Source organism: Desulfuromonas sp. TF (assembly GCF_000472285.1).
GTDB lineage: Bacteria > Desulfobacterota > Desulfuromonadia > Desulfuromonadales > ATBO01 > ATBO01.
In genome coordinates this window covers 409,687-435,785 of the sequence record NZ_KI421413.1, presented here as the reverse complement: position 1 = coordinate 435,785, position 26,099 = coordinate 409,687, and the positions used below count along the sequence as shown (strand labels likewise).

At 60.3% G+C, this 26,099-nt stretch carries 22 protein-coding genes and 1 pseudogene; 14 read left to right on the top strand and 9 right to left on the bottom strand.

Translation table 11 applies throughout. From position 1 onward, the window contains the following. Window positions 1–18: 18 nt before the first annotated feature. The 3 genes from DTF_RS0104605 to DTF_RS21915 all read right to left on the bottom strand — a co-directional run bounded on the left by DTF_RS0104605 (window position 19) and on the right by DTF_RS21915 (window position 4,555). A complete protein-coding gene (locus DTF_RS0104605; protein ID WP_027714365.1) occupies window positions 19–2,319 on the bottom strand; it encodes a sigma 54-interacting transcriptional regulator in 2,301 nt (766 codons plus the stop codon). A gap of 199 nt (window positions 2,320–2,518) precedes the next feature. After that, the gene (locus DTF_RS0104600; protein WP_035055630.1) at window positions 2,519–3,508 is read right to left on the bottom strand and encodes an ABC transporter ATP-binding protein; all 990 of its coding nucleotides are present in this window, start codon (window positions 3,506–3,508) and stop codon (window positions 2,519–2,521) included. Between the two features lie 87 nt (window positions 3,509–3,595). Further along, entirely contained in the window at window positions 3,596–4,555 is a 960-nt protein-coding gene (locus DTF_RS21915) for an ABC transporter ATP-binding protein (protein WP_035055628.1), read from the bottom strand. Window positions 4,556–4,791: 236 nt separating this feature from the next. Between DTF_RS21915 and DTF_RS21910 the strand changes: the two genes are divergently transcribed. The 7 genes from DTF_RS21910 (at window position 4,792) to DTF_RS0104560 (ending at window position 15,344) form a co-directional block, all read left to right on the top strand. Next, on the top strand, window positions 4,792–6,531 hold the full coding sequence (locus tag DTF_RS21910; protein WP_226989158.1) for a transporter substrate-binding domain-containing protein: 1,740 nt from the start codon (window positions 4,792–4,794) through the stop codon (window positions 6,529–6,531). Next, the gene (locus DTF_RS0104585; RefSeq protein WP_027714363.1) at window positions 6,528–7,940 is read left to right on the top strand and encodes a sigma-54 dependent transcriptional regulator; all 1,413 of its coding nucleotides are present in this window, start codon (window positions 6,528–6,530) and stop codon (window positions 7,938–7,940) included. Before DTF_RS21910 ends, DTF_RS0104585 begins: the two co-directional genes overlap by 4 nt. Before the next feature lie 318 nt (window positions 7,941–8,258). Then, window positions 8,259–9,230, top strand: a complete 972-nt coding sequence (locus DTF_RS0104580) for a TAXI family TRAP transporter solute-binding subunit (protein ID WP_027714362.1) — start codon at window positions 8,259–8,261, stop codon at window positions 9,228–9,230. 124 nt (window positions 9,231–9,354) lie between these two features. Further along, window positions 9,355–11,430 (top strand): TRAP transporter permease, encoded by a 2,076-nt coding sequence (locus DTF_RS0104575; protein ID WP_027714361.1) that lies wholly within the window; start codon window positions 9,355–9,357, stop codon window positions 11,428–11,430. Between the two features lie 11 nt (window positions 11,431–11,441). After that, entirely contained in the window at window positions 11,442–11,927 is a 486-nt protein-coding gene (locus DTF_RS0104570) for a universal stress protein (protein ID WP_027714360.1), read from the top strand. 267 nt (window positions 11,928–12,194) lie between these two features. Further along, window positions 12,195–14,459, top strand: coding sequence for a Tex family protein (locus tag DTF_RS0104565; protein WP_027714359.1), 2,265 nt, complete (start codon window positions 12,195–12,197; stop codon window positions 14,457–14,459). A 15-nt stretch (window positions 14,460–14,474) separates the two neighbouring features. Beyond that, window positions 14,475–15,344, top strand: a complete 870-nt coding sequence (locus DTF_RS0104560) for a PHP domain-containing protein (protein WP_027714358.1) — start codon at window positions 14,475–14,477, stop codon at window positions 15,342–15,344. Here the strand turns inward: DTF_RS0104560 and DTF_RS25190 are convergent. Continuing rightward, a complete protein-coding gene (locus tag DTF_RS25190) occupies window positions 15,341–15,871 on the bottom strand; it encodes a RodZ family helix-turn-helix domain-containing protein (RefSeq protein WP_027714357.1) in 531 nt (176 codons plus the stop codon). The genes DTF_RS0104560 and DTF_RS25190 overlap by 4 nt on opposite strands. Then, complete coding sequence (locus DTF_RS21900; RefSeq protein ID WP_035055625.1) at window positions 15,864–16,814, bottom strand: P-loop NTPase; 951 nt, start codon at window positions 16,812–16,814, stop codon at window positions 15,864–15,866. The genes DTF_RS25190 and DTF_RS21900 overlap by 8 nt, the downstream gene beginning before the upstream one ends. A gap of 262 nt (window positions 16,815–17,076) precedes the next feature. Between DTF_RS21900 and DTF_RS0104545 the strand changes: the two genes are divergently transcribed. Further along, complete coding sequence (locus DTF_RS0104545; protein ID WP_027714356.1) at window positions 17,077–17,931, top strand: mechanosensitive ion channel family protein; 855 nt, start codon at window positions 17,077–17,079, stop codon at window positions 17,929–17,931. 118 nt (window positions 17,932–18,049) lie between these two features. Here the strand turns inward: DTF_RS0104545 and DTF_RS21895 are convergent, their stop codons facing one another. Then, window positions 18,050–18,481, bottom strand: coding sequence for a carboxymuconolactone decarboxylase family protein (locus DTF_RS21895; protein ID WP_051360900.1), 432 nt, complete (start codon window positions 18,479–18,481; stop codon window positions 18,050–18,052). A 145-nt stretch (window positions 18,482–18,626) separates the two neighbouring features. On the opposite strand from DTF_RS21895, the gene DTF_RS26395 reads away from it, so the two are divergent. Beyond that, entirely contained in the window at window positions 18,627–18,827 is a 201-nt protein-coding gene (locus tag DTF_RS26395) for a hypothetical protein (RefSeq protein WP_155890714.1), read from the top strand. Window positions 18,828–19,020: 193 nt separating this feature from the next. Here the strand turns inward: DTF_RS26395 and DTF_RS21890 are convergent, their stop codons facing one another. From DTF_RS21890 to DTF_RS0104525, 3 genes and pseudogenes are all read right to left on the bottom strand, one after another. After that, complete coding sequence (locus tag DTF_RS21890) at window positions 19,021–19,299, bottom strand: DUF2442 domain-containing protein (RefSeq protein ID WP_035055623.1); 279 nt, start codon at window positions 19,297–19,299, stop codon at window positions 19,021–19,023. An 8-nt stretch (window positions 19,300–19,307) separates the two neighbouring features. Then, window positions 19,308–19,576 (bottom strand): annotated as a pseudogene (locus DTF_RS21885) (DUF4160 domain-containing protein). A gap of 74 nt (window positions 19,577–19,650) precedes the next feature. After that, window positions 19,651–21,276, bottom strand: a complete 1,626-nt coding sequence (locus DTF_RS0104525; protein ID WP_027714355.1) for a fumarate hydratase — start codon at window positions 21,274–21,276, stop codon at window positions 19,651–19,653. A 160-nt stretch (window positions 21,277–21,436) separates the two neighbouring features. Here DTF_RS0104525 and DTF_RS0104520 point away from each other — a divergent pair, with 160 nt between their 5' ends. The 5 genes from DTF_RS0104520 (at window position 21,437) to DTF_RS0104500 (ending at window position 26,055) form a co-directional block, all read left to right on the top strand. Continuing rightward, window positions 21,437–22,684: an acetyl-CoA C-acyltransferase gene (locus DTF_RS0104520; protein WP_027714354.1), complete on the top strand. Its 1,248-nt coding sequence runs from the start codon at window positions 21,437–21,439 to the stop codon at window positions 22,682–22,684. A 138-nt stretch (window positions 22,685–22,822) separates the two neighbouring features. After that, the gene (gene ilvA, locus DTF_RS0104515) at window positions 22,823–24,331 is read left to right on the top strand and encodes a threonine ammonia-lyase, biosynthetic (protein WP_027714353.1); all 1,509 of its coding nucleotides are present in this window, start codon (window positions 22,823–22,825) and stop codon (window positions 24,329–24,331) included. Between the two features lie 89 nt (window positions 24,332–24,420). Further along, window positions 24,421–24,609: a putative signal transducing protein gene (locus DTF_RS0104510; protein ID WP_027714352.1), complete on the top strand. Its 189-nt coding sequence runs from the start codon at window positions 24,421–24,423 to the stop codon at window positions 24,607–24,609. Window positions 24,610–24,888: 279 nt separating this feature from the next. Then, complete coding sequence (gene cysE, locus DTF_RS21880) at window positions 24,889–25,623, top strand: serine O-acetyltransferase (RefSeq protein ID WP_081702803.1); 735 nt, start codon at window positions 24,889–24,891, stop codon at window positions 25,621–25,623. Window positions 25,624–25,626: 3 nt separating this feature from the next. Then, a complete protein-coding gene (locus DTF_RS0104500) occupies window positions 25,627–26,055 on the top strand; it encodes an Rrf2 family transcriptional regulator (RefSeq protein WP_027714351.1) in 429 nt (142 codons plus the stop codon). Window positions 26,056–26,099: the final 44 nt, after the last annotated feature.

Below are 26,099 nucleotides of genomic sequence, written 5' to 3'. Positions count from 1 at the left end.
CAGTGTGCCTCAGATGGCTCACTTTTCGATCGAGAGGATTTCGTTCTGGAAATCACCCCCCTTGATGCCGTAGCGGGTCAGCAGCCGATAAAAGGTGCGCCGGGGCACCTTGGCCTGTCTCGCCGCTTCGGAAACATTGCCACCGGATTCCCTGAGAAAGCGCTTCAGCAGGGACTTCTCTACCTGACTCAGATGTTTATCCCGCTGGCTCTGGAAATCGTTTCCGCTTGCCCCGGCAGTCCCGGCGGACTCCTGCAACGCCAGTTCGGCAAAGATGACCGGAAGGTTCTCCAGGCGGATGATCCGGTCCTGTGTCAGGACCGCCGCCCGCTCGATAATATTCTGAAGCTCGCGGATGTTGCCTGGCCACTGGTACTGCTGCATCGCATGGATGGCGCGGTCTTCGATTCCCATGATCGATTTGTTAACCCTCTTGCTGGCCCGGTCGACAAAGAGCTCGACAAGGTCCTTGAGCGATTCCATCCGGTTGCGCAGGGGGGGGAGGGTGATGGTGAAGACGTTGAGTCGATAGAAAAGGTCTTCCCGGAACCAGCCGTCCTTCACCCCGGCTTCAAGGTTCTTGTTGGTGGCGGCGATGAGGCGGACATCCACCCGGATGGAGGAGTTTCCGCCTACCGGGCGGATTTCTCCGCTGTCGAGCACCCGCAGCAATTCCGCCTGAACCTTGGGAGTGATGTCGCCGATCTCGTCGAGAAAGATCGTGCCGCCGCCAGCCGCTTCGAAGAGCCCCTTCTTGTCGGCGATTGCGCCGGTAAAGGCGCCTTTCTTGTGCCCGAAGAGTTCGCTCTCCAGCAGGCTGTCGCTCAGGGTCGTGCAGTTGACGGTCACCAGGGGCTTGTCGGCGCGGTGGCTCTGCAGGTGAATGGCGCGCGCAGTGAGTTCCTTCCCGGTGCCGCTTTCACCCCGGATGAGGACCGTCGTGGGGGTGGGACCGACCTGCCGGATCAGATTGAGCACCTCCAGGGTCCGGCCGTCCCGGCCTATGATGGCGGAGTTGCCGAACTCCTGGTCGAGAGCGCGCTGGGCCAGCTCATACTTCTGAGCCAGATTGAAACGATCTTCTTCAAGACGTTTGAGGGAATAGGGGAGGCACATTTCCGCCTCGGCCAGACCCTGGTAAATGGCTACGGCGTATTCCCTGCAGGTCGGATAGCCGCAGGCGTCGCAATTGAGCTCATCCCGCTCCACGAACTTGTTGGTCGCCTGGAGAATCTGGCGGATGCTCTCTCCGCTGGGCGGCTCCAGCCGCTGATGCTTGTTGGCGAAGCGACGTTTCAGGTTCGGAACGGGGATCGCATCCCGGTAATGCGGGGCGGTGGCATAGGGGATCTGCTGATTCTTGTAATAATCCAGGATAAGGTTGCGTTTGGAAAAGGAGGTGAGACGGTTGTTTTTCCCGGGGCCGCCGATGCAGCCGCCGTTGCAGAAACGGATGTCGACGATGCGGGGAGTAATCCGTCCCGCCGCCAGGTCCCGGATGATCTCCAGGGCATTCTCCTCTCCCTCGGTGGTGATCGATTCGGGTTCGACAAAGTCGTTGCGCACTCCGAACGCCTGAAAAGGACCGCCGGAAATGGGAAAGAGCCGCCCTCCAAGCGGCGGCACCCCGTCAAAGGGAGAATCAGGCAGGCGCGTCAGGTCGAGTGTATTCTCCCTGAGCATCTGGCTCAGCTCACGGTAGGTCAGAACCACGTCAATGGCACCTTCCACCGGTTCGGCCTCGATTTCGAATTTCCCGGCGATGCAGGAGCTGATATAGATTACACGGGTCTTTTTCCCACGACGACTCTTGATCAGCCGACCGATGGCCACCATCGGCGAGACCACGTCCATGAGGTTTTTGAGCAGTTGCGGATAGTGCCGTTCGATCAGATCGACGACCGTCGGACAGTGGGTGGCGATCAGGGGCGCTGCGGAGGTTTGATCGATCCTGCGGGAATATTCCCCGGCGATGAGTTCGACCCCGCTGGCACCCTCATGGACTTCGCAGAAGCCGAGGCGCTTGAGTCCGGTTACCAGCTGTCCGGGGCGTATATCGTTGAAGAAAGCGGGAAAGGAGCAGCCCAGCACGGCAACGACTTCTTCCCGGCCCGCCAGCAGGCGCCGGGTGTTTTCGATGCAGTCGGTGATCACCTTCGCCTGCTGGGAGCAGACCCTGACGCACTTGCCGCAGCCGATGCAGCGCTCATCGATGATCTCCGCCCAGTTTTCCTTGACCTTTATCGCCTTGACCGGGCAGTTTCGGACGCAGGAATAACATTTGCGGCAGCGCTCTTTGACGGTCTTGATAGGACCCATGATCGCTCCTGGGGGGAAATATATCCGCAGATGACGCAGATTAACGCAGAAAAAGCTTCATGTTTATAGATCGGCGGTAATCTGCGCAATCTGCGGATGAATAGGATTTAGAAACGGCGTGATTGTGTCACTCGTGGCACGCCCTTGTCAACGGAAATGTGGAGAACGCTGGTATACGTTTCTTTGAGGGCGATGGCGGTCAGAACCTGCGGAAGCGGCCGACTTCCTCGCTGAAGTGGCAGGCGGCGAAATGTTCGCCCCCCTTGTCTTCGAGCGGCGGATCGACGCTGTTGCAGATCTCCCGGGCATAGGGGCAGCGTGGGTGGAAATGGCAGCCCGGAGGGGGATTGAGGGGGGAGGGGACTTCTCCCTTGAGGGGTTCGGAGACCCGGGGAAGGCTGGGGTCCGGGACGGGAACGGCATTGAGCAGGGCTTCGGTATAGGGATGGCGCGGCTCCCGGTAGAGCTCCGTCGCGTCGGCCAGCTCGACGATCCGTCCGAGATACATGACCGCCACCCTGTCGCTGATGTGTTCGATGACCGAAAGGTCGTGGGCGATGAAGAGATAGGTGAGTCCGAATTCCTGCTGGATGTCCTGCAGAAGGTTCACCACCTGGGCCTGGATCGAGAGATCGAGGGCGGAGACCGGTTCGTCGGCGATAATGAGGCTCGGCTTCAGAGCCAGGGCGCGGGCAATGCCGACGCGCTGGCGCTGGCCGCCGGAGAACTCGTGGGGATAGCGGTCGTAGTGAGCCTCGGTAAGACCGACGGTCTTGAGCAGCCTCAGGACTTCCTCGCGGATGGCCGCGCCCCGGGCAAGGCCGTGAATCTTAAGAGGTTCTCCGACGATCTCCCCCACCCGCATGCGGGGATTGAGGGAGGAGTAGGGATCCTGGAAGACCATCTGCATCTGACGCCGCAAGGGACGCATGCGGCGTTGCGACAGTTGCAGGATGTCCTGCCCCTGGAAGATAATCTGGCCGCTGTCCGCTTCCAGAAGGCGCAGGATGAGTTTGCCGGTGGTCGACTTGCCGCAGCCCGACTCACCCACCAGCCCAAGGGTTTCCCCCCGCCTCAGAGCAAAAGAGACTCCGTCCACCGCCTTCAATTCGCGGCGGGCCCCCCCCCGGAATCCGGGAGCCACGGTAAAGGATTTGCGCAGATCGCGTACTTCCAGCAGGTTTTCCATTATCTATTCCAGTGGTTACTGGTGATTGGCGGCTTGCAGTTTTCAGTTTTCAGCTTACAGCTTAAAGCTTAAAGCTTGCAGCTTCTTTTAAACGTTCCAGCGGCGGACGAAATGGCCTGGCTCCGTCTCCAGCAGCGGCGGCACCTGGTTCTGCCGGGGGGCGAAAGGTTCGGGGCAGGTATCCAGATAGGTGCTGCCCGGAGGAAGCTCCGCTCCGGCCGCCGCCCCGCCACCGATGGGAGCCAGCCTCTTCCGTTTTTCCCCCAGCCGGGGGATGCATCCGAGGAGGCCGCGGGTATAGGGATGCCGCGGATCGGAGAAGATGGTCTTGACCGGGGCGTACTCCATGATCAGTCCGGCGTTCATGATCGCCACCCGGTCCGCGGATTCGGCAACTACCCCCAGATCGTGCGTGATCAGCAGCATCGCCATTCGCCGCTCGTCCTTGAGCGCCCTGAGCAGGTCCATGATCTGGGCCTGAATGGTCACGTCCAGGGCCGTCGTCGGCTCATCGGCAATGAGCAGTTTCGGGTCGCAGGCCAGGGCCATCGCGATAACCACCCGCTGTCGCATCCCTCCCGAGAGCTGGTGCGGGTATTCCCTGACCCGCTGCTCCGCCGCGGGAATCCCCACCTGCCGCAGCAGGTCGACGGCGGCCTCCATGGCCTCCTTCGGATCGAGACCCTTGTGCAGCCGCACGACTTCGGCGATCTGCTCCCCGATCCGAAGCACCGGGTTGAGGGAGGTCATCGGTTCCTGGAAGATCATCGAGATCTGGTTGCCGCGGATGCGGCGCATCTCCTCCTCGGGCATGCGCCGCAGTTCTTCGCCGTTGAAGACGATCTCCCCCTCCACGATGCGGCCCGGATCGGGGACCAGGCGCAGCAGGGAGAGGGCGGTCATCGATTTGCCGCATCCCGACTCTCCCACCAGTGCCAGCGTCTCCCCCCGGTCGATGGTGAATTCCAGACCCCGGATGGCTTTGACCAGGCCGCCGGGCGTAAAGAAATAGGTCATCAGATTGCGGACTTCGAGGAGGGGCGTCATGGATGTTTTTCTTTCCGCATCAGGATCAGTTCGCAAACGACACTATCGCCGCGTAGCCGGATTTACGGGTCAGGGACAACTTTATTAATCTAACCGTTTTAGGGTCGATGGTCAAGGCGTGCAACGGCGTCACGGTTGACAATTCGAAGGATCGTATCCTACAGTAGGGCCTGGAAATCTCTATGGTTCTCCTCTGTTTGACATGCAGGTTCCCTCCTTTTGTTAAGGTATTCGATGTGACCGCCTTTCGCGTCCTGATGATTTCCCTTGCCGCTCTGATTCTATGCACCGCACCTCGTGCCGGCGCCGAGTCATATTCTCCGGCGGAATCATTGCCTGTCATCGTGGGGGGCGACCACAGTTACCCTCCCTATGAATTCCTCGATGAGGAAGGACGGCCGAGCGGCTTCAACGTGGAGCTGACCCGCGCCATCGCCAGGATCATGGGAATGGAGGTGGATATCCGGCTTGGCTCCTGGAATGAGATGCGTCGGGCGCTGATGGACGGAAATGTGGATATTCTCCAAGGGATGGTTCCTTCGGAAGAGCGGACTGCCCAGGTCGACTTCACCCTTCCGCACGCCGTGGTCCACCAGTCGATCTGGAACCGCAAGGATGAGACGCCGATTACCGCGGTCGAGCAGATGACCGGCCGCCAGGTGATCGTCATGCGCGGCAGCATCATGCATGATTTCATGCTGCGGCAGAACATCGATGCCCGGCTGGTTACGGTCGATTCCCTGGCCGACGCCCTGCGCCTGCTGGCCGCGGGAAGACATGACTGCGCTCTGGTCGCCAAGCTTCCCGGTCAGTACCTGATCAGGAAGCTGGGGCTGACGAATATCCAACCCGTGCCTCGTCCCCTGCTCGCTCAGGAATACGGCTATGCGGTGAAAAAGGGGAACCGGGAGATGTTGGCCCGTTTCAACGAGGGGCTGTCGATCCTCAAGGAAAGCGGCGAATATCAGGCCATCTACCGTGAATGGCTGGGGGTACTCGAACCGCAGCGGATGCCATGGGTGCGTCTGGTGCGATACGGCGCGATGGTGGTGGTCCCTCTGCTGCTGGTCCTGGGCGGGACCGTAACCTGGAATCGGACCTTGAAAAAGGAGGTCGCCGCGCGCACGGCCGCCCTGGAGTCGGAGATCGCCGAACGCAAGCGGGCCATGGATGAACTCAAGGTCCGCCAACGGCAGCTGATCCAGGCCGATAAAATGACTTCTCTCGGAATTCTGGTTTCGGGGGTGGCCCACGAGATCAACAATCCCACCGGGCTCATTCTGCTAAACCTGCCGCACCTGCAAAAGGCCTGGGAGGCCGCCGAGCCGATTCTTGAGGAACATTCCCGCAAGAAGGGCGATTTCCGCCTCGGATGGCTCAAATACTCGCGCATGCGCCGGGAGATCCCCCAGATGTTCGACGAAATGCAGGACGGCGCCAGGCGCATCAAGCACATCGTCGACGATCTCAAGGATTTCGCCCGGCGCGACGATGCGGATCTGATGACTCCCGTCCATCTAAACACGTCATTGGCCGCCGCTCTGCGCCTGGTGGATAATTCCATCCGCAAGGCCACCAGTCGTTTCGAAGTCGCTTTCGGGGAAAATCTGCCCCGGTTCAAGGGGAGCCAGCAGCGGATCGAACAGGTGATTGTCAACCTGGTTCTGAATGCCTGCCAGGCTCTGCCCGATACGGAGCGGGGGATTTTCGTAAGGACCTGGCACGATGCCGGGAGCGGACAGGTGGTCCTCGAAGTGAAAGATGAAGGGGAGGGGATCGCCGCCGAGCACCTGCCGCATCTGACCGATCCCTTCTTCACCACCAAACGGGACACCGGGGGGACCGGACTTGGGCTCTCTGTGTCCGCCGGCATCGTCAAGGACCATGGGGGGAGCTTACTCTTCGATTCGCCCCCCGGCGCCGGCATGACCGCGATTCTGCGGCTGCCCGCTTTTACTGAGGAGCGGAGCACATGAACCAGCACCCTTATCCTTCCCTCGGTGTCCTGCTGGTGGATGACGAACAGGCCTGGCTGCGCAGCTTGAGCATGACCCTCGAAGGCCCGGGCGGCATCAGCAACCTTCAGCTCTGCCGGGACAGCCGGGAAGTTCTCGACATCCTCGCCGCCCGAGATATCGGTCTGGTGCTCCTCGATCTGACCATGCCGCACCTCTCCGGCGAGGAACTGCTGCCGAAGATACTGGAAAAGCACCCCGAAGTGGCGGTGATCATCGTCAGCGGAATGAATCAGGTGGAAACAGCCGTGCGCTGCATGCGCCTGGGGGCCTTCGACTACTTCGTCAAGACCGCCGAGGAAGACCGGATCCTCGACGGCGTGCGCAGGGCGATCCGGCTGCAGGAACTTGAGCGCGAGAACCGCAGCCTGCGCCGAAGGGTTCTGAGCGATGCCCTGGAGCACCCCGAGGTCTTTGCCGGAATCGTCACGGACGACCGGGGCATGCAGGCCATTTTCAAGTACATCGAATCGGTGGCCGGCAGCAGTCAACCTATACTCATCACCGGCGAAAGCGGAACCGGCAAGGAGCTCATCGCCCGCGCGGCACATGAGCTCAGCGGCCGCTCCGGGCCCCTGGTGGCCATGAACGCAGCCGGACTCGACGACAGCGTTTTTGCCGACACTCTCTTCGGACACAGCCGGGGGGCCTTCACCGGGGCCGAGACGGCAAGGGGCGGGATGGTCGAGCGGGCTGCCGACGGCACCCTGTTTCTTGATGAGATCGGCGACCTGTCCCCGGCCTCCCAGGTCAAGCTGCTGCGCCTGCTGCAGGAGGGGGAGTATTACCCTCTCGGCTCCGACATTCCCAAAACGTCGCGGGCGCGCATTGTCGTCGCTACCCACCAGGACCTGGCGGATCGGGAAGCCGGTGGTCATTTTCGTCGGGATCTTTACTATCGCCTGCGGGGCCATCATGTCCATCTTCCGCCTCTGCGTCAACGCAAGGAAGATATTCCCCTGCTGTTCGACCATTTTCTCGAGGAAGCCGCCGCCTCTCTGGGCAGGAAGAAACCGACCCCGCCCCGGCAGCTTCCGGTGGTGCTGGCGACCTACGATTTCCCCGGCAACATCCGCGAGTTGCGGTCCATGGTTTACGACGCCGTCAGCACCCATCCCGGCGGCATCCTCTCCATGAACTCCTTTCTGAAGGCCATGGGACGGACCGAAGGGGCGCAAGAGAATGCTGCGACGGAGGAAGGGGAAAATCCTTTCGCCGGTCTTACCCGGCTGCCGTACATGACCGAGGCTCTCGACCTGCTTATTGCCGAGGCCATGCGCAGGACCGACGGAAACCAGACCGCCGCCTCCCGTCTCCTTGGGATTTCCCAACCCGCCCTGAGCAAACGGCTCAAGCACTCCCGCGAATAATTCGCAATATCAAAGCTTCTCCCCTCAAAAAGGGCATAACCACGGTTATGCTCATAACCTTTGTCATGTGCCTCCCGAGGTGCCCGTTTACGGTGCCTTTCCTCTATCTTTCACTTTTCGGTCGATAACCTTGGTCATACCTTTCCGGGCTTTTTCAGTGAATCGAAAAACGTTGATTTTCGAGTATAATTACAAGGATTTATGTGTCTGCAGGACTTTTGGCATTTCACTTGCTCAAGTTGCAACTGTCAGAAATTCAAAGCGCGTCCTTCCATGAAGCGGCATTGGTGCCGACAATTCCAACGAGGAGAATATTTTATGAAGAGACTGTCGATCCCGATCCTGGCCCTTGTGTTCTTTACTTTCTGCGGCGTAGATGCCTTTGCCGTCGATTTCGTGACCATGGGAACCGGCGGTGTCACGGGCGTTTACTATCCCACCGGCGGCGCCATCAGCAAGCTGGTCAACCAGAAACGCAAGGAGTACAACCTGCGCATGACCGTCGAGTCGACCGGCGGCTCGGTGTTTAACGTCAATTCCCTCATGAACAGCGACCTGGAGCTGGGGATCGTTCAGTCCGACCTGCAGTACCAGGCCTATAACGGTCAGGGAGACTGGGAAGGCAAACCGCAGAAGAAGCTGCGCGCCGTATTCGCCATCCATCCCGAAGCCGTCACCATCCTGGCGGCAGCCGACAGCAACATCAAAAATGTGGCCGACATGAAGGGGAAGGTCGTCAATATCGGTGCCCCCGGCACGGGCCAGCGTGTCAACGCCCTCGATCTGTTTCAGGCTGCCGGAATTGACCCTGAAAAAGATCTCCGCATCGAGGGGATCAAGCCCGCCGAAGCCGCCGGGATGCTGCAGGACGGCCGGATCGATGCCTTCTTCTACACAGTCGGCCATCCCAACGGCTCGGTCAAGGAGGCGGTAGCCGGCGCACGAAAGGTGAACTTCGTACCGGTTTCCGAAAATCTCGTGCAGAAGCTCACTGCCGAGCAGCCCTATTATGCTCCGGCGGAGATTCCCGTGAATCAGTATCCGGGCGTGGTCAACACCGAAAACGTCCCCACCTTCGGCGTCAAGGCAACCATCTGCTCCTCTTCCGATGTCTCTGAGGATGTGATCTACAAAATCACCAAGACAGTCTTTGAAAACATTGACGAACTGCGCAAGCTGCATCCCGCCCTGGATGTTCTTACCAGGGAAAACATGCTGCAGGGCCTTTCGGCTCCCCTTCATCCCGGCGCGGAGAAGTATTTCAGGGAAGCCGGGCTGATCAAGAAGTAATCGATCGATGCAGAAAGGCGAGGGCATCTGTTTATGCCCTCGCCGGGTTTCGAAGGATTTAGTGATGCATTAAACATTCCCCCTCAGTTGACGTTCAAGACAGGGGAAAGGACAGGGTGAAGCAATGGCGGAACAGGAGAAGGCTATCAGGGATGAGGGGCTCGAAACGGCCAGGAGGATGAAGGAAGAGGAAGAACTCGGTCTGCGCCGGGTCACGGGACCGAGCCGGTTCATTGTGCCCACCATTGCCTTGTGCTGGTCAGTCTTCCAGCTTTCCCTGTCCAGTTGGCTCCTTCTCGATTCAACCATCATCCGGGCAATTCACCTGGCGTTTGCCCTGCTCATCGTCTTTCTTTCCTATCCCACACTGCGTCGCGATGTGAATCTTCCGGGACTTCGCTGGCTGGGGGAAAAACGCAAGATTCCCTTTGCCGACTACCTGGTGGCCATCGTGGCCGCCCTGGTGGCCCTCTATATCGCCATCGAATACGAGGGGCTGGCCTCGCGGGTGGGGCAGCCCAATACGCTGGACCTGCTGATCGGGGTCATGCTGGTGGTGCTGCTCCTCGACGCCGCTCGCCGGGTAATCGGTCCGGCGCTTCCGGTGATTGCCGGAGTATTCACTCTTTATGCTTTCTTCGGTCCCTACATGCCGGACTTCCTGGCCTTCAAGGGGGTCAGTCTGTCCCGCTACGTCGGCCAGATCTCGCTGACCACCGAAGGGATCTACGGAATCCCCCTCGACGTTTCGGCAAGGATCGTCTTTCTCTTCGTCCTTTTCGGCTCCATGCTCGATCGGGCCGGCGCGGGCCGGTTTTTCATCGATATGGCCATGAGCCTGCTGGGACGTTACAAGGGTGGTCCGGCCAAGGCGGCGGTCCTTTCCAGCGGCCTGACCGGACTGGTATCCGGTTCCAGCATCGCCAACGTCGTCACCACCGGGACGTTTACCATTCCGATGATGAAAAAGGTCGGGTACCCGGACTACAAGGCCGGTGCCATCGAGGTGGCGGTATCGACCAACGGTCAGCTCATGCCTCCGGTCATGGGTGCGGCGGCCTTCATCATCGCCGAATACGTCAATATCCCCTATCTCGAGGTCTGCAAGTCGGCGGCCATCCCGGCCTTTGCCTCCTATATGGCCCTGTTCTGGCTGACCCACCTGGAAGCCGGCAAGCTGGGAATGAAGGGCATTCCCAAGGCCGATCTTCCAGCCTTCTTCTATACTCTCAGGCGCGGATGGCATTACCTGCTGCCGATCTTCATTCTCCTCTACGAACTGATCATTCCTCGCCATTCACCGGATCTGGCGGCCTTCCGCTCGATCGGCGTCCTTTCGGTCCTTATGCTTTTTCAGCATGCGGCGACCCGCAAGAGCAAGGGAATCACTGCCGGTGAAGGGATAAGGCGCGGATTCCTAGATATTATCGGCGGCATGGTCGGTGGCGCCCGCAACATGGTCAGCGTAGCGGTGGCCACCGCCTCGGCCGGCATCGTGGTCGGTGTGGTGACCATGGGACTGGGCGGTCTGATCACCAGCATCATCGACACCCTGAGCATGGGCAACCTTTTCCTGATGCTTCTGATCACGGCGGTGTCCTGCCTGATCCTCGGCATGGGCCTGCCGACCACCGCCAACTACATCGTCATGGCTTCGCTGACCGCCCCGGCTCTGGTGACCATCGCCGGATGGCAGGGTTTCGAGGTACCCCTGATTGCCGCCCATCTCTTCGTCTTCTATTTCGGCATCCTGGCCGACGATACACCGCCCGTCGGGCTGGCGGCCTACGCCGCGGCGGCCATCGCCAAGAGCGATCCGATCAAAACCGGCCTGCAGGGGTTTGCCTACGACATCCGCACGGCCGTTCTCCCTTTCATGTTCATCTTCAATACAGACATGCTCCTGATCGGCATCGACAGCTTCCCTCTGGCCATCTATATCTTCATCATGACCTGCATCGGCATGTTCGCCTTCGGATCGGCTACTCAGGGATGGTTCCTCGTCAGAACCCGTTGGTACGAATTGGTTCTCCTGCTGGTGGTCGCGCTGATCATGTTCCGTCCCGGTTTCTTCGCCGGGTTTATCGGAATCGAGAATCACTATCTGAGTTACCTGATCGGCCTGGCCCTTTATGGAGCCATCTTCGGTCTGCAGAAGATGCGAATTGCGAAGAACTCCAGCGCCGTGGCGCAAGCCTGAGGAGAATATCCATGATTCCCAAGTACAAAAAGATCCTTTATGCCACCGACCTTTCCGCCAACGCGGCCCATGCGTTCAGCCATGTCATCGGTCTGGCGCGCAGTTATCGGGCGGAGGTGTACATTCTGCACGTTCTTCCCGAGGTGGAGCCTGCCATGCTGAATTACATCTCCACCGTCATGGGCGAAGATCGGCTTGCCGACCTGGAACTGGAACACAAGGAGGAGATCAAGGACAAGATCCGCCAGCGCATCCATGCGTTTGCCAAGGAACAGCTTTCGGATCACCCCGAGGATGTCGAGCGGATCAGCGAAATCGAAATTCACCACGGCAGTCCCGTGGGGCGAATCCTCGAGGCCGCCGACCGCATCGACGCCGACCTGATTGTCATCGGCAGCCACGGCAAGGGCCGGCTCAAATACGCTTTCCTCGGCAGCGTCGCGGAGAAGCTGCTGCGCAAATCTTATAGGGCGGTCATGGTCGTGCCACTCAAGTAGTTTTCGTTCGGAAACGGTTCTTTTCCGCCGTGGCGGCGTCAATCTGCGTGATTGCTTGTGCGGCGTACCATGTACGCGTCCGCGCAATCCCTTGATTTCCTTGCCACGACGAAAAACTCCTCGTTTCCAATCCGAAAACCAATCAGTGTCCATCCGGAGTTTTCGGGTAAATAGTTTTTGTCTTCTCTCCCGAAGGATCTTTTTTTTACCTTCCCCCCATGCTAGAATCCGATCCCTTTTAGAATTTAAGCCAAAGAGGAATATCGGATGACGCTTACCCATCAGCAAACGGCCCGGATTCTGGCCTGCCTTGTTGAAGAGACCGGCCTGCCCCCCGCCGGAGTCGAAAATACCGTAGACCTGTTCAACGAGGGGGCGACCGTTCCCTTCATCGCCCGATACCGCAAGGAGCGCACCGGCGAGCTCGACGAGGTCCAGGTGCGCCTTATCGAGGAGCGCCTGGCCTATTTCACCGAACTGGAGGAGCGCAAGGTCACCGTCCTCAAGTCGATCGAAGAGCAGGGGAAGCTCACCGCCGAGCTGCGCGCCCGCATCGAGACGACCCGGCAGAAAACCGAGCTGGAGGATCTCTATCTCCCCTACAAGCCGAAGCGGAGGACCAAGGCGACCATCGCCAGGGAACGTGGGCTGGAGCCGCTGGCCGACCTCGTCGCATCCCAGGAGCTGAGGGCCGGAACCCCCGAAGGGGCCGCCGCTCCCTTCGTCGATGCGGAGAAGGACGTGCCCGACGCGGCCGCCGCTCTGGAAGGGGCCGGGTACATCCTGGCCGAGCGGCTGAGCGAGGACGCCGACGCCCGGGCCGCGGTGCGCCGGCTGACCGGCGAGAAAGGGCTCTTCGTCTCGAAGGTCGCCCCCGACAAGGAAGGAAGCGTCAGCAAGTTCGAGATGTACTACGACTTCAGCGAACCGCTGCGCGACATTCCCTCCCACCGCATGCTGGCCATGCGCCGCGGCGAGAAGGAGGATGTCCTGCGGTTGGCCATCGAGGCGCCGGTGGAGGAGATTCTCCTCGGGCTCAAGGGGCGCCTGATCCGCGGCGAGAGCATCTTCCGCTCCCTGCTGGAGGGGGTGGCGGAGGATGCCTACCGCCGCCTGATCGCCCCCTCCATCGAGGTGGAGCTGCGCCTGGAGGCCAAGCAGCGGGCCGACGAGGCGGCCATCGCCGTCTTCGCCGAGAACCTCAAGAACCTTCTTCTGGCGCCGCCGGCGGGGAACAGAAGGGTGCTGGGGATCGATCCCGGCCTGCGCACAGGCTCCAAGCTGGCGGCGGTGGACGAAACCGGCAAGTTCCTCGAACACGCCACCATCTATCCCCACACCGGCGCGTCCAAAGTCGCCCCGGCGAAACAGGAGCTGCTGCGTCTGGTCCGGTCGCTGGGCCTGGAGATGGTCGCTATCGGCAACGGCACCGCCGGCCGGGAGATGGAGCAGTTCGCTCGCGATACCTTGCGCGAAGCCGGACTTTCCCTGCCGGTGGTGATGGTCAACGAGGCCGGAGCGAGCGTCTATTCGGCCTCGGAGATCGCCCGCGACGAGTTTCCCGATCTCGACCTGACCGTGCGCGGCGCCATCTCCATCGCCCGCCGCCTTCAGGATCCCTTGGCCGAGCTGGTCAAGATCGATCCCAAGAGCATCGGGGTCGGTCAGTATCAGCACGACGTCAGCCAGAGCGCCCTCAAGAAGGCCCTCGACGCCACCGTTGAGTCGTGCGTCAACTTCGTCGGCGTCGATCTCAACACCGCCTCCTGGGCCCTGCTCGCCTACGTTTCGGGGATCGGCGACTCCCTGGCCCGGTCCATCGTCCGTCACCGAGACGAGCACGGCTCCTTCACCGGGCGCAAGGGGCTGCTCAAGGTCCCCCGCTTCGGGGCGAAGGCCTTCGAGCAGGCGGCGGGCTTCCTGCGCATCCGCGGCGGCGATAACCCCCTCGACAGCACCGCCGTCCATCCGGAGAATTATCCCCTGGTCGAAACGATGGCGAAGGACCTCGGGGTCGCCGTGACTCAGCTGGCGAGCGATCCGGCCCTGGCGGCGCGTCTCGACCTCAAACGCTATGTCGACGAACGTGTCGGCATGCCCACCCTTCGTGATATCATGGAGGAACTGAAGAAGCCCGGCCGCGACCCCCGTGATCGCTTCGAGGCTTTCGCCTTCCGCGAGGACGTGCAGGAGATGAGCGATCTGCAGGAGGGGATGATCCTTCCGGGAAAGGTGACCAACGTCACCGCCTTCGGCGCCTTCGTCGACATCGGCGTCCATCAGGACGGCCTGGTCCACATCAGCCACCTGGCCGACCGCTTCGTCAAGGACCCCAACGAGGTCGTCCAGGCCGGACAGACCGTCAAGGTCAAGATCCTCTCGGTCGACCTGCCCCGCAAACGCATCGCCCTCTCCATCAAGGAGGCCGATCCCAATGCGGGGACGAAAAAGCCCCCCCGGGAAAAAACCCCACAGCGCCCGGCAGGGGATGCCGGAGCGTGGGAGCGGGCGGGGTTTCGGGTGAAAAAATAAAGAGAAAGATGATTTATGAATAAATACGTCGATTTACATCTGCACAGCACCTGCTCCGATGGGACCCACGCTCCGGCCGAAGTGGTGCGCATGGCTGCGCGGGCGGGGCTTTCCGCCGTTGCTCTTGCCGACCACGACAACCTCGACGGCATCGACGAGGCGATGGCCGCGGGGAGGGAGCTGGGAGTCGAGGTCCTGTCGGCGGTAGAACTCTCCGTCCTGTGGGGAGAGTACGAGGACATCCACCTGCTCGGCTACGGCTTCGACCACCATGACCGCGAGATGGAGAAAGCGTTCAGGGAGTTCCGGGATTTTCGCGAGAACCGCAACGAGCATATCGTCGCCAGGGTGAACGAGAAGCTGGAGCAGGAAGGGCGGGAGCCCATCGACTTCGCCGAGGTTCTGGCCAGGGCGGGCGGAACGGTGGGGCGGCCGCACATCGCCCAGGCCCTGATCGAAAAGGGACACGCGTCCGACAAGGACGAGGCCTTCCGCAACTACCTGGTCCCCTGCAACCTCCAGAAACGCTTCTTCCCCATCGACGAGGCCATCGCCATGGTTCATCGCGCCGGCGGCGTGGCGGTCCTGGCGCATCCTCCCTTCATCACTTCCGACCGCAAGGTCTTCGAATCTCTTCTGGACGCCTTCGTCCCCCTGGGCCTCGACGGCGTGGAGGCGTACAACAACGGCGCCGACAACAACGACATCGACTGGTACATCACCCAGGCCCGCCGCCGCGGCCTTATCGTCACCGGCGGCTCCGACTACCACGGGGACGAGGGGGGGCAGATCGTCATCGGCGGGTCGAGGGGGAACCTGAAGATCCCCTATAGCTGCGTCGAGGAGATCCGGCAGGCGCTGGCGAGGAGGGGAGGGTCCATTTAGTCCTGCTCAGCGAGCGTCTCCCGGCAACGATCGAGATAGCGCCTGGCCACCTCCTCGGGAGCGGGTACGCCCACGGTACGGGCGTAGTCGAAGACGAAGCCGCGCAGATAGACCGGCGCAGGCAACAATTCATAGCTTTCTTCCTCGATCATGGCCAGGTACCGGGTGCCGATCTTGGTCTGTTGAGCGATCTCCTTCAGGGTCATCCCACGGTTTTCTCGGGCCAGGCGCAGATAGGCCGCCGGAGGAGTGGAATCGTCCAGCGGCAGCATTGGTTCGGAGACGATGCGGGGGGCCTGCGGCAGTCGAAGCAGTTCCCCGGCGGCGGCGCTGAGCCGGTTGAAGGCGTTTTCCACCTCTTCGAGCAGGCGGGTGCGCTCGTCCTCCTCAAAGAGCTCGTAGGTGGCCAGGGTCTCTTCGCTGTAGAGCGCCTTCATATGGCGATAGGCCTTTTCCACCGTCGATAGGTCCGAGGTCGGCTTCAACCCCAGGCAGTGATAAGCGTCCATCAACCCGCCGTCAGACATATTCCACCTCCTTTCGATCGAGCAGTTGCTCCGCTATTCCGTTGATGCTCAAGGCGAAGGGGCTCTCCGGGTAAAGATTGCAGACGGGCTGCCTGTTCTGCATCGCACGGTAGACCAGGTCGTCATTGAGGATCGCTCCCCGGTAGGCCAGGTCGAGGTCAAAATAGTGGCGGCATACGGTACTCATCTTGGGGCCGACCTCCAACTCCCCCCGTTCCTTCACCTGGTTCAGCACCAGCCCGGGCTTCAGGGTCCGCATCCGCTCCGTCACCCCCTGACGGGCCTCGGGCGCGATCTCCTCCAGGATCTCCATAAGATGCCGCGGCGAACGGAGCCCTCGCGCAACCCGGGCGCGCAATTCAGCCTCCATCCGTTCGCTGCGGGAGAATTGCCGCAGCGCCTGCCTGAACTTCCGGAGGTAGACCGCCTTGAGAAAATGATAGGCGTTCTCCACCGAAAGCGGGGTCGGCGCCACGACCAGCAGGGGCTCATGGGCGGCCAGGAAAAAATCGAGAACGTTGAAGTGGGAGCCGGCGCCGAGATCGAGCAGGACATAATCGACCTCGAGCCTGAACATCTGGCGCAGCACCTTCAGTTTCAGGGCGTGCTTGGGGTTCGCCATCTCCAGCAGCGCCCGCGAGCCGCTGATCAACCCGAGGTTGGGGAACGGGGTGTCGACCACCACCTCCGGAAGGGTGGCCACTTTGCGCCGGAACAAGTCTGACAGGCTGCGTTCGGGGTTGTTCATTCCGAGCAGGGTGTGCAGGTTGGCGCCGCCCAGATCGAGGTCGATCAGTGTGCAGCGACGGCCGCGGCGGGCCAGGGCGAGGGCCAGGTTCGCAACGATCACCGACTTGCCCACGCCGCCCTTGCCGCCGGCGATGGCGAGGATGCGGGGTGCGGCTGAGCTTGCAGTGGTGGGATGGGGAGCGACTTCGCTCATGGCACGACCCTGTCGAAGAGAGTGGTTGGACGTGAATCTTCGAGAAGGATGCAGGATGGATGCCGGTCGGAAAATCCTTTCAAAGGTGCTGTCCGGGCTCTGCCCGGGCCGGGGTGAGTAATTCCTCCGTTAAATTACGAGCCCTGCTGCCGCAAAATGTACAGCAGAGACGGCTGCGGCTGTAATTGTTTTGTATTGCGCCGGGCGGGGTGGTATAAAAATCTGCGAACGGAAGCGTTGTTTTCTGCAATGGAGGTTATACATGAACCCTGAGGATGGGAATCTGTTTGGCCAGGAAATAGAAACCCTGCAGAAGATCATTGACGTAGTGACGGAGTTTGTCATCAATTACAGCTTTCAGATCATCGGGGCGCTGATTATCCTGGTCATCGGAGTGAGGCTGTCCGGTTGGCTCGCTCGATTGGTCTTGCGTCTCTGTGAAAAACGCAGCATCGACATAACCCTGTCCAGGTTTTTCGCCAGCAGCACCAAGCTGATTATCATGGTGTTCGTCGTTATCGTGGTCATCGGAAAGTTTGGTATCTCGATCGCTCCGTTCATAGCCGCGTTAGGCGCCCTGGTGTTTGGCGCCAGTTTTGCGATTCAGGGACCTCTGTCAAATTACGGGGCCGGACTTACGCTGATACTCACGCGACCCTTTGTCGTGGGCAATACCATCACCGTCCAGGAGGTCAGCGGTGTCGTCGAGGAAATACGACTGGCGGCCACGATTCTGACCACCGAGGATGGCGAAGTGCTGACCATCCCCAATAAGCACATCGTAGGAGAAATTCTCCGGAATTCTTTTGAAAACAAAGTGATCGAAACATGCGTCGGCATTTCCTACCAGGACGATCCGGAACGTGCGATTTCGGTCCTGCGGGGGGTTCTGGAGGGATATGCGGAGATTTGCAAGGATCCGGCGCCCCAGGTGGGGATTGAAGCTTTTGCCGATTCGGCCATCAACATCGGGCTGCGCTACTGGGTCCCCACCAAGCAGTATTACACCCTTCTGTACCAAGTGAACCTGGGTATTCACAAAGCCCTGGCCGATGCCGGAATCAGTATTCCATTTCCGCAAAGGGATGTGCATCTGATATCGCCCGCAAAAGGTTGAAACGAATAAAGCCAGCAGGCGAGCCTTTCAACCGCGGTGCGCGGCCTTCACCAATCTCCCAGCTAAAAGGGCAGCCATCCGGCCGCCCTTTTCATTTCCTCCACTCCCTGAAAGAGTCTCAGTGAAGGCCCGTGCGGGTCTCAGCACTTGCCTGCTTTCCGGCCCTCCTCTGGCTGCTGCGGACATGCTCACATGCCTGCTTCACCTCGCTGCAGAAGGTTTCATAGTCGACCTGCAGACCGTTGATGTAGGCGCTCCACCCGGCGCTCGACTTGGCATAATGGGCGGCCGCCTCGATTTCCTCGTCCGTTGCGCCGAAGAGACGGGCCACCTCGGTGTGATAGAAGGTGCAGTAACGGCACTTCGTCACGCCGGAGATCGCCAGGCCGATCAGCTCGCGGTACTTTTGAGGGATTGGTCCTTTATCCAGCTGGATCTGCCTGAACAGCTTCCATTCGTGTTCGAGCATCGGCTCCGGCACTTCCTTGAACATGCTTGGCACCAGCCCGAACGTCTGCTCGATTTCCTGATAGACTTCCTGCTTCCTCATCTCGTCCTTCCTTTCTCCTCCTGATCCTATTTTAGCACTACTGGTTAGCTTCCGTTTGGCGATGAAAAATTCAATGACAATCAAATAATTTTTGACCAAGGTTGCCGATATGCTGAGGCAGTAATCCTTCTTCTCGGAGGTGGCGGTGCGTTCTCGACGTGGAGAAAAGAGCGGGCCGCCGGTTCTGCTGGTGCACGGCGGGGCTGGGATGAAGCAGATGGGTGACCAGCGCCGCAGCCGCGCCACCACCGAGCTGATGCCCTGCGGTGTAATGCACCCCGGTCTGCGCCGGGCAATCCTCTGCGGTTTTCCGCCGGACTCATCAGGCCACGCTGATGTCCGATGAAAGATTTTTCAGTATGGAGGGCTTGATGGAGGAAAGATGCAGGCTTTGAGGGGGTGGAAGGTTAGATTTCTTTTGTAATGTGGTGGACGCGGTGAGCGTAGCGCCATGCCTGGCGCTGTTCCAGTCGTTGTGGTAGCGACTGGATGACTTAGGGGTAAAAGTCCCCTGCGGACCCTGATGGCGGAATAATAAATTAGGGACACTCCCCATATTCTTCTGGTTTTTCATGCACCTCACTTGAAATTGGCACCGATTTTACATAAAGAGTTTCCGGCGCAATGTCGAGATTGTTTGGCCAGCAGACCGTGTCGAATGCAACAAATGCCCGAGCGAAAAGTGCTTGATCCTTCAGTTGGCTGAAAACACCCTTGTCCAGATATGGACGCACGTCGAAGAGTCGCACCTCACCCGTACGGAATTCGATTTCCAACTGGTAGTTTTCTCGTGGCACCACACGGACAACCGATTCCATGCTTCCTCCTAACATAACGGCTCGATCGGAAACGGCGTCTGTCCGTTGACCGCCAATTCCCAATCCGCCATAAGGTCTTCCCGATGGATTTCCTGCCAGGCTTGCACCAGTTTCATCTTTGCCGAAGGGAGTTCCCCTTCTAACACCTCTCCGTCAAGGATTGAAACCGCAGCTTGTTGCCCCTGATAGCGGGCGTGGAAATGGGGATTCGATGTTTCTGGTTGTCGAAGAAGTAGAGATAGATAATGATTCCGTAGAATACACTGATTGTCGGCATAAACAAACCCCCTCCTTAAAGCAAAGCCCCCGGCCGCATCCGCAACCGGGGGCTTCATCTATCATCCGATCTGTTTAAAGCCCAAGCTTCTTGAAGAAATCGTTCCCCTTGTCATCCACCAGGATGAACGCCGGAAAGTCCTCCACCTCGATCTTCCAGACCGCTTCCATCCCCAGTTCGGGGAAGTCGATGCACTCGACCTTCTTGATGTTCTCCTCGGCCAGCACCGCGGCCGGGCCGCCGATGGAGCCGAGATAGAAGCCGCCGTGCTTCTTGCAGGCGTCGGTCACCTGCTGGGAGCGGTTCCCTTTGGCGATCATCACCAGCGAGCCGCCGTTTTCCTGCAGAAGGTCGACGTAGCTGTCCATGCGGCCGGCGGTGGTGGGGCCGAAGGAGCCGGACGCTTTGCCGGGCGGGGTCTTGGCGGGACCGGCGTAGTAGATGGGATGGTTCTTGAGGTAGTCGGGGAGCGGTTTGCCGCTGTCGAGGATCTCCTTGAACTTGGCGTGGGCGATGTCGCGGCCGACGACGATGGTGCCGTTGAGAAGCAGCGGAGCGCCGACTTCGAGCCTGGTCAGGTCGGCCAGCACTTCCTTCATCGGGCGGTTGAGATCGATCTTGGTGCCGTGGCTGTGCTTGCCGCGGTACTGCTCGGGGATCAGGCGGCCGGGGTTGCGGTCCATCTCCTCGACGAAGAGTCCGTCGCGGGTGATCTTCGCCTTGATGTTGCGGTCGGCGGAGCAGGAGACGGCCATACCGACGGGGCAGGAGGCGCCGTGGCGGGGGAGGCGGATGACGCGGACGTCGTGGGCGAAGTACTTGCCGCCGAACTGGGCGCCGATGCCGAGCTTCTGGGCCGCCTCGAGGAGCTTCCCTTCCAGCTCGACGTCGCGGAAGGCGCGGCCGTGCTCGTTCCCCTCGGTGGGGAGCCCGTCGAGCTCCTTGGCGGTGGCGAGCTTGACGGCCTTCATGCAGGCGTCGGCGCTGGTGCCGCCGATGACAAAGGCGATGTGATACGGGGGGCAGGCGGCGGTGCCGAGATACTTCATCTTCTCGATCAGGTACTTTTCCAGCCTCTCAGGGGTGAGAAGGGCCTTGGTCTCCTGATAGAGCATGGTCTTGTTCGCCGAGCCGCCTCCCTTGGCGATGAAGAGGAACTTGTAGGCGTCCCCCTCGGTGGCCATGAGATCGATCTGAGCCGGCAGGTTGGTCCCGGTGTTCTTTTCCTTGTACATGTCCAGCGCGACGGTCTGGCTGTAGCGCAGGTTTTCCTCGGTATAGGTCTTGTAGACCCCTTTGGAGAGGAATTCCTCGTCCCTGGAGCCTGTCCAGACCTGCTGCCCCTTCTTGCCGAGGATGGTGGCGGTGCCGGTGTCCTGGCAGATCGGCAGCTCGAAGTTGGCGGAGATCTCGGCGTTGCGCAGAAAGGCCATGGCCACGCCCTTGTCGTTCATCGATGCCTCGGGGTCGCGCAGGATCTTGCCGACCTGATCGTTATGCTCGGGGCGCAACAGGAAGGAGACGTCCTTCATGGCGGCATTGGCGAGCACGGTCAGGGCCTCGGGATCGACCTTGACGACGTCCTTTCCGTCGAAATTCGCCACGCTGACGAATTTCTCGGAACCGTCGATCTTGCGGTACTTGGTGGTGTCCTTTGCCAGTGGAAAAGGGTCCTGGTACGTGAATTCCGGAGTAGCCATGTCTTCTCTCCTTGTCATGATATGGATAGCCGCGGCGGAAGGACCGCCGCGCCGTGGTATTATATAAAAGGTGTATACATTTGTCGATATTTATAATTAGTTCTAACCTGTTACACGGGACATGCGACGCATTGCCGCAGATTCGAACGGGAGCCGATTTATGAACGACAACCACAGAGTCGCCGTCGTCGGCGGCATGCGCACCCCTTTCGTCAAGGCCGGAACCTTCTTCCGTGACATTTCTCAGCTCAAGCTGTCTTCCCAGGCCATCAAAGGGGTGCTGGAGCGTTTCGAGCTCGATCCCAAGATGATCGACCTGCTGGTGTGGGGGCGGGTGCTGCACGATCCCTTCACCTCCAATCTGGCCCGGGAGATCGTCTTCGATCTCGATCTTCCCGCCTCCATCGAGGCGTACCTCGTCTCCAACAACTGCATCACCAGCCTGCACGCCGCCGTGGACGTCGCCGACTTCATCCGCGCCGGACGGGCCGAGATAGGAATGGCCGGCGGCGTGGAGTCGATGTCGGCGGTGCCGGTCCTCTTCGGCCGCGAGGCTTCGCGGATCTTTCTGGAAGCGGGTACGGCAAAGACTGCCGGCGACAGGATCAGAACCCTGCTGAGGCTGCGCCCCCGTCATTTTAAACCCGTTCCCCTCTCCTTCAAGGAGCCCTCCACCGGTCTGACCATGGGGGAGCACGCCGAGTTGACCGCCAAGGAATGGAGGATCGGCCGGGCAGAACAGGACGAAATAGCGCTGCGCAGCCATCATCGGGCCGCCTCGGCCACCGCCGACGGACGGTTGACGGCGGAGATCTATCCCGTGCTCGGCGTAGACCACGACACCATCGTCCGCGGCGATACAACCCTGGAGAAGATGGCCAAACTCAAGCCGGTCTTCGATCCCGCGCAGGGGACGATCACCGCCGCCAACGCCAGCCCCCTGACGGACGGCGCGGCCGCGGTGCTCCTGATGAGTGAAGAGCGGGCCAGGGCCGAGGGATACGAACCCCTGGCCTTCATCCGGGCGGCGGAGTTTGCCGCCATCCACCCCCGGGACGGCCTGCTCATGGCGCCGGCGGTGGCGGTGCCGCGCCTGCTGCGGAAGACGGGGCTGACGCTCGCCGACATGGACATCGTCGAGGTGCACGAAGCCTTCGGCGCCCAGGTGGCCTTCAACCTCAAGGCGTGGGAGCAGGGGTGGAAGGAGGAGGCGATCGGGACCGTCGACTCCGAAAAGCTCAACCCTCTGGGAAGCTCCGTCGCCATCGGTCATCCTTTCGCCGCCACCGGCGCCCGGATCATGACGACTCTGGCGAACGAGATGGCCCGCAGCGATGCCCGCTATGGGCTCATCTCCGTCTGCGCCGCCGGTGCGATGGCCTGTGCGATGATTCTGGAAAGGTCGTAGGAGAAAGGCAATAGGTGCAAGGATCAAGGTAAAGTCGAAGGCATAAAGCAGATTTTCCTTTTTCCCTGATCTTTTTTCCTTTATCCTCTCTTTTTAGTACCTGCATTCCGGTTTAATACCCTCTTACGATCTGAAATCATGCAAAAACTCCTCAAGCTCATCCTCACCTCCCGCGTCTACGAGGCCGCGGCGGAGACGCCGCTGGAAGAGGCGGCCGGCCTGTCGCGGACCCTCGACAACCGGGTGCTGCTGAAGCGTGAGGATCTGCAGCCGATCTTCTCCTTTAAGCTGCGGGGGGCCTACAACAAGATCGCCCACCTCACCGAAGAAGAGCGAGCCCGCGGCGTCATCGCCGCCTCCGCCGGGAATCACGCGCAGGGGGTGGCCTTTTCCGCCCGCAAGCTCGGCATCCGGTCGGTCATCGTCATGCCGTTGACCACCCCCCAGATCAAGGTCGGGGCGGTCGAGGGATATGGGGCCGAGGTCATACTGCACGGCGACAACTATTCGGAAGCCGCCGATCACTGCCAGCAGATGGTGGAGACGACCGGCATGACCTTTATCCATCCCTTTGACGACGATCTGGTGATCGCCGGGCAGGGGACGGTTGCCGACGAGCTTCTGCGCCAGAGCGCCGGACAGATGGATGCCGTTTTCGTTCCGGTCGGCGGCGGCGGGCTCGCCGCCGGCGTGGCCGGATATCTCAAGGCTCTCTGCCCGGAGATCCGGGTCGTCGGCGTTGAACCCGCCGACAGCGATGCCATGGCCCGTTCGCTGGCCGCCGGCCGCCGTATCCGGCTCGATTCGGTGGGCATTTTTGCCGACGGAGTCGCGGTGCGGGAGGTGGGGCACCTGACCTTCGATCTGTGCCGACGGTACCTCGATGAAATCATCCGGGTCGATACGGATGAGCTGTGCAGCGCCATCCGCAGCATTTATCAGGATACGCGCTCCATCGTCGAACCGGCCGGAGCCCTCGGGGTCGCCGGGCTCAAAAAATACGTCCGGGAGCGCAAGGTTTCGGGGCGGACCCTGGTGGCCGTCAACTCCGGGGCCAACATGAATTTTGAGCGGCTGCGCTACGTTGCGGAGCGGACGCTTATCGGCGAAAAGCAGGAGGCGCTCTTTGCCGTCACCATCCCCGAAAATCCGGGCTCGCTGCGCCGGTTCTGCTCCGACGTCCTCGGGGATCGAAATATCACCGAATTCAATTACCGCCTGGCCGGCCGGGAGAGGGCCCACATTTTCGTTGGCATCTCGATCAGGAACACCGGAGAACGCCATGCCTTCGGACAACTGCTCGGTGAACACGGATTCGACAATATCGATCTGACCGACAACGAACTGGCCAAGACCCACGTCCGATATATGGTCGGGGGCCGATCCCCCGAAGCCGGCCATGAGGTGCTCTACCGCTTCTGGTTCCCCGAGCGATCCGGCGCCCTGGTTCGGTTCCTCGGCTCAATGGGAGAGAACTGGAATATTTCTCTCTTCCATTACCGCAGCCAGGGAGGGGATTACGGGCGTGTCCTGATCGGCCTTGAAATACCGCCCAAAGAGGAGGATGGCTTCCGGGAGTTTCTGGACCGGCTCGGCTACCGTTTCGTGGAGGAATCCGGAAACCCCGTCTACCGCCTTTTCCTCTGACCGCCTCGCTCATTAAAATATGTGCAGTGCAGCAAAAGTCTGAAAATGCTGTGGTAAAATTGGAGTGTACCCGAATAGGAGGTGGAGTCATGGCGCTGTTTTACGATCCGGTTGATGAAGCCGATCTTTACCGCGTGGAAGCTATCCTGAGTGAAAACGGGATAGAGTATTTCCTCAGATATGAACCGGTGCAGGGGATCGGTCCGTCGCAGATCCATGTGGCCGAAGAAGATATCCCCAGGGCGGAAGAACTCCTGCTCAGGGCAACCCTGCATTGAAAAACGGCCTTGTGATTTTAAGAAAAAAGGACCGTTTTTGCCTGAAGTTCGATACAGGAGAATGCCCCCGGGACTGCCTTTGGGGGCCGTGAGATTCCTGCAGGGGAACGGGATTCCATCTGTCATTGTCTAATCCCGAAAATCGTTTCTCCCTCCCATGAGTCATCCATTCCTGAAATTAAGCCTATCCCCGTCGACGATAAATGGGCTTTTTTACGGACAAAATAATTGACAGTTTTGCTCAGGTATGTTATCCATATCCGCAACAATCGTATCGGGATGCATGTAATTTATCAAAGGAGAGTCGGCGTGTTTAAACACCTGAAGGAAGATTTTAAGGCGGTTTTCGAACGGGATCCGGCCGTTCGCAATGTTCTGGAGATCGTCTTCTGCTACCCTGGTTTTCACGCCATGCTGTTCCACCGGGTGGCTCATTCCCTGTGGCAGCGGGGTTTTTACTTTCTCGGCCGGTTCGTTTCACACCTGGGCCGCTTCTTTACCGGGATTGAAATCCACCCTGGGGCGAAGATCGGCCGCGGTTTCTTCATCGACCACGGCATGGGAGTCGTCATTGGCGAAACCGCTGAAATCGGCGACAACTGCACCCTTTACCACGGGGTCACCCTGGGCGGCACCTCCTGGGCCAAGGAGAAACGACACCCCACCCTCGGTAATAACGTCGTCATCGGGTCCGGGGCCAAGATCCTCGGACCTTTCAAGGTGGGGGACAACAGCAAGATCGGGTCCAACTCCGTGGTCGTCAAGGAGGTCCCTCCCAACTCTACCGTGGTCGGGGTGCCCGGGCGGGTGGTCATGACTGAGGGACAGAAGCCGGAGGAGAGGGCTGACCTGGAACACGGGCGCCTCCCGGACCCCGAGGCCAAGGCCATCTCCTGTCTTTTCGACCAGATCAGGGCCTTGGAGAGGAAAGTTCAGGAACTTGCCGAGGCGCAGGATCGTCAGGCGTCCATACGTTCCGAAACTTCCCCGGTGCCTTCAGCGGAGCATGCCTGACCCATGCGACTTTCAACCAAAGCCCAGTATGCGGTGCGGGCCATGGTGAGCCTCAATCTTTATGCCGATGGGGCGCCGATGAGCCTGAAGGCTATAGCCGCCCGGGAGGACATCTCCCTCACGTATCTTGAGCAGCTTTTTGTCAAGCTCCGGCGGGGGAAAATAGTGGACAGCGTTCGCGGTCCCGGAGGGGGGTATGTGCTGGCCCGACCGGCCGACCGGATCCGCGTCGACGAGATTATCGACAGCGTGGAGGAAACCCTTGTTCCGGTCTCCTGCATGGATCAGGACGGCCGCTGCTCCTGTGTCGATCAATGCGTCACGCACAGCGTCTGGCAGGGGCTCGGCGGGCGCATCCGTCAGTTTCTCTCCTCCATCAACCTGGAGGATTTGACGAAAGAGGCGAAAGCCAAAGCAGGTTCAGGAGTTTAGGACGAGACGGGAAATCCGAGCCCTTCGCTCGAATTATATATGGA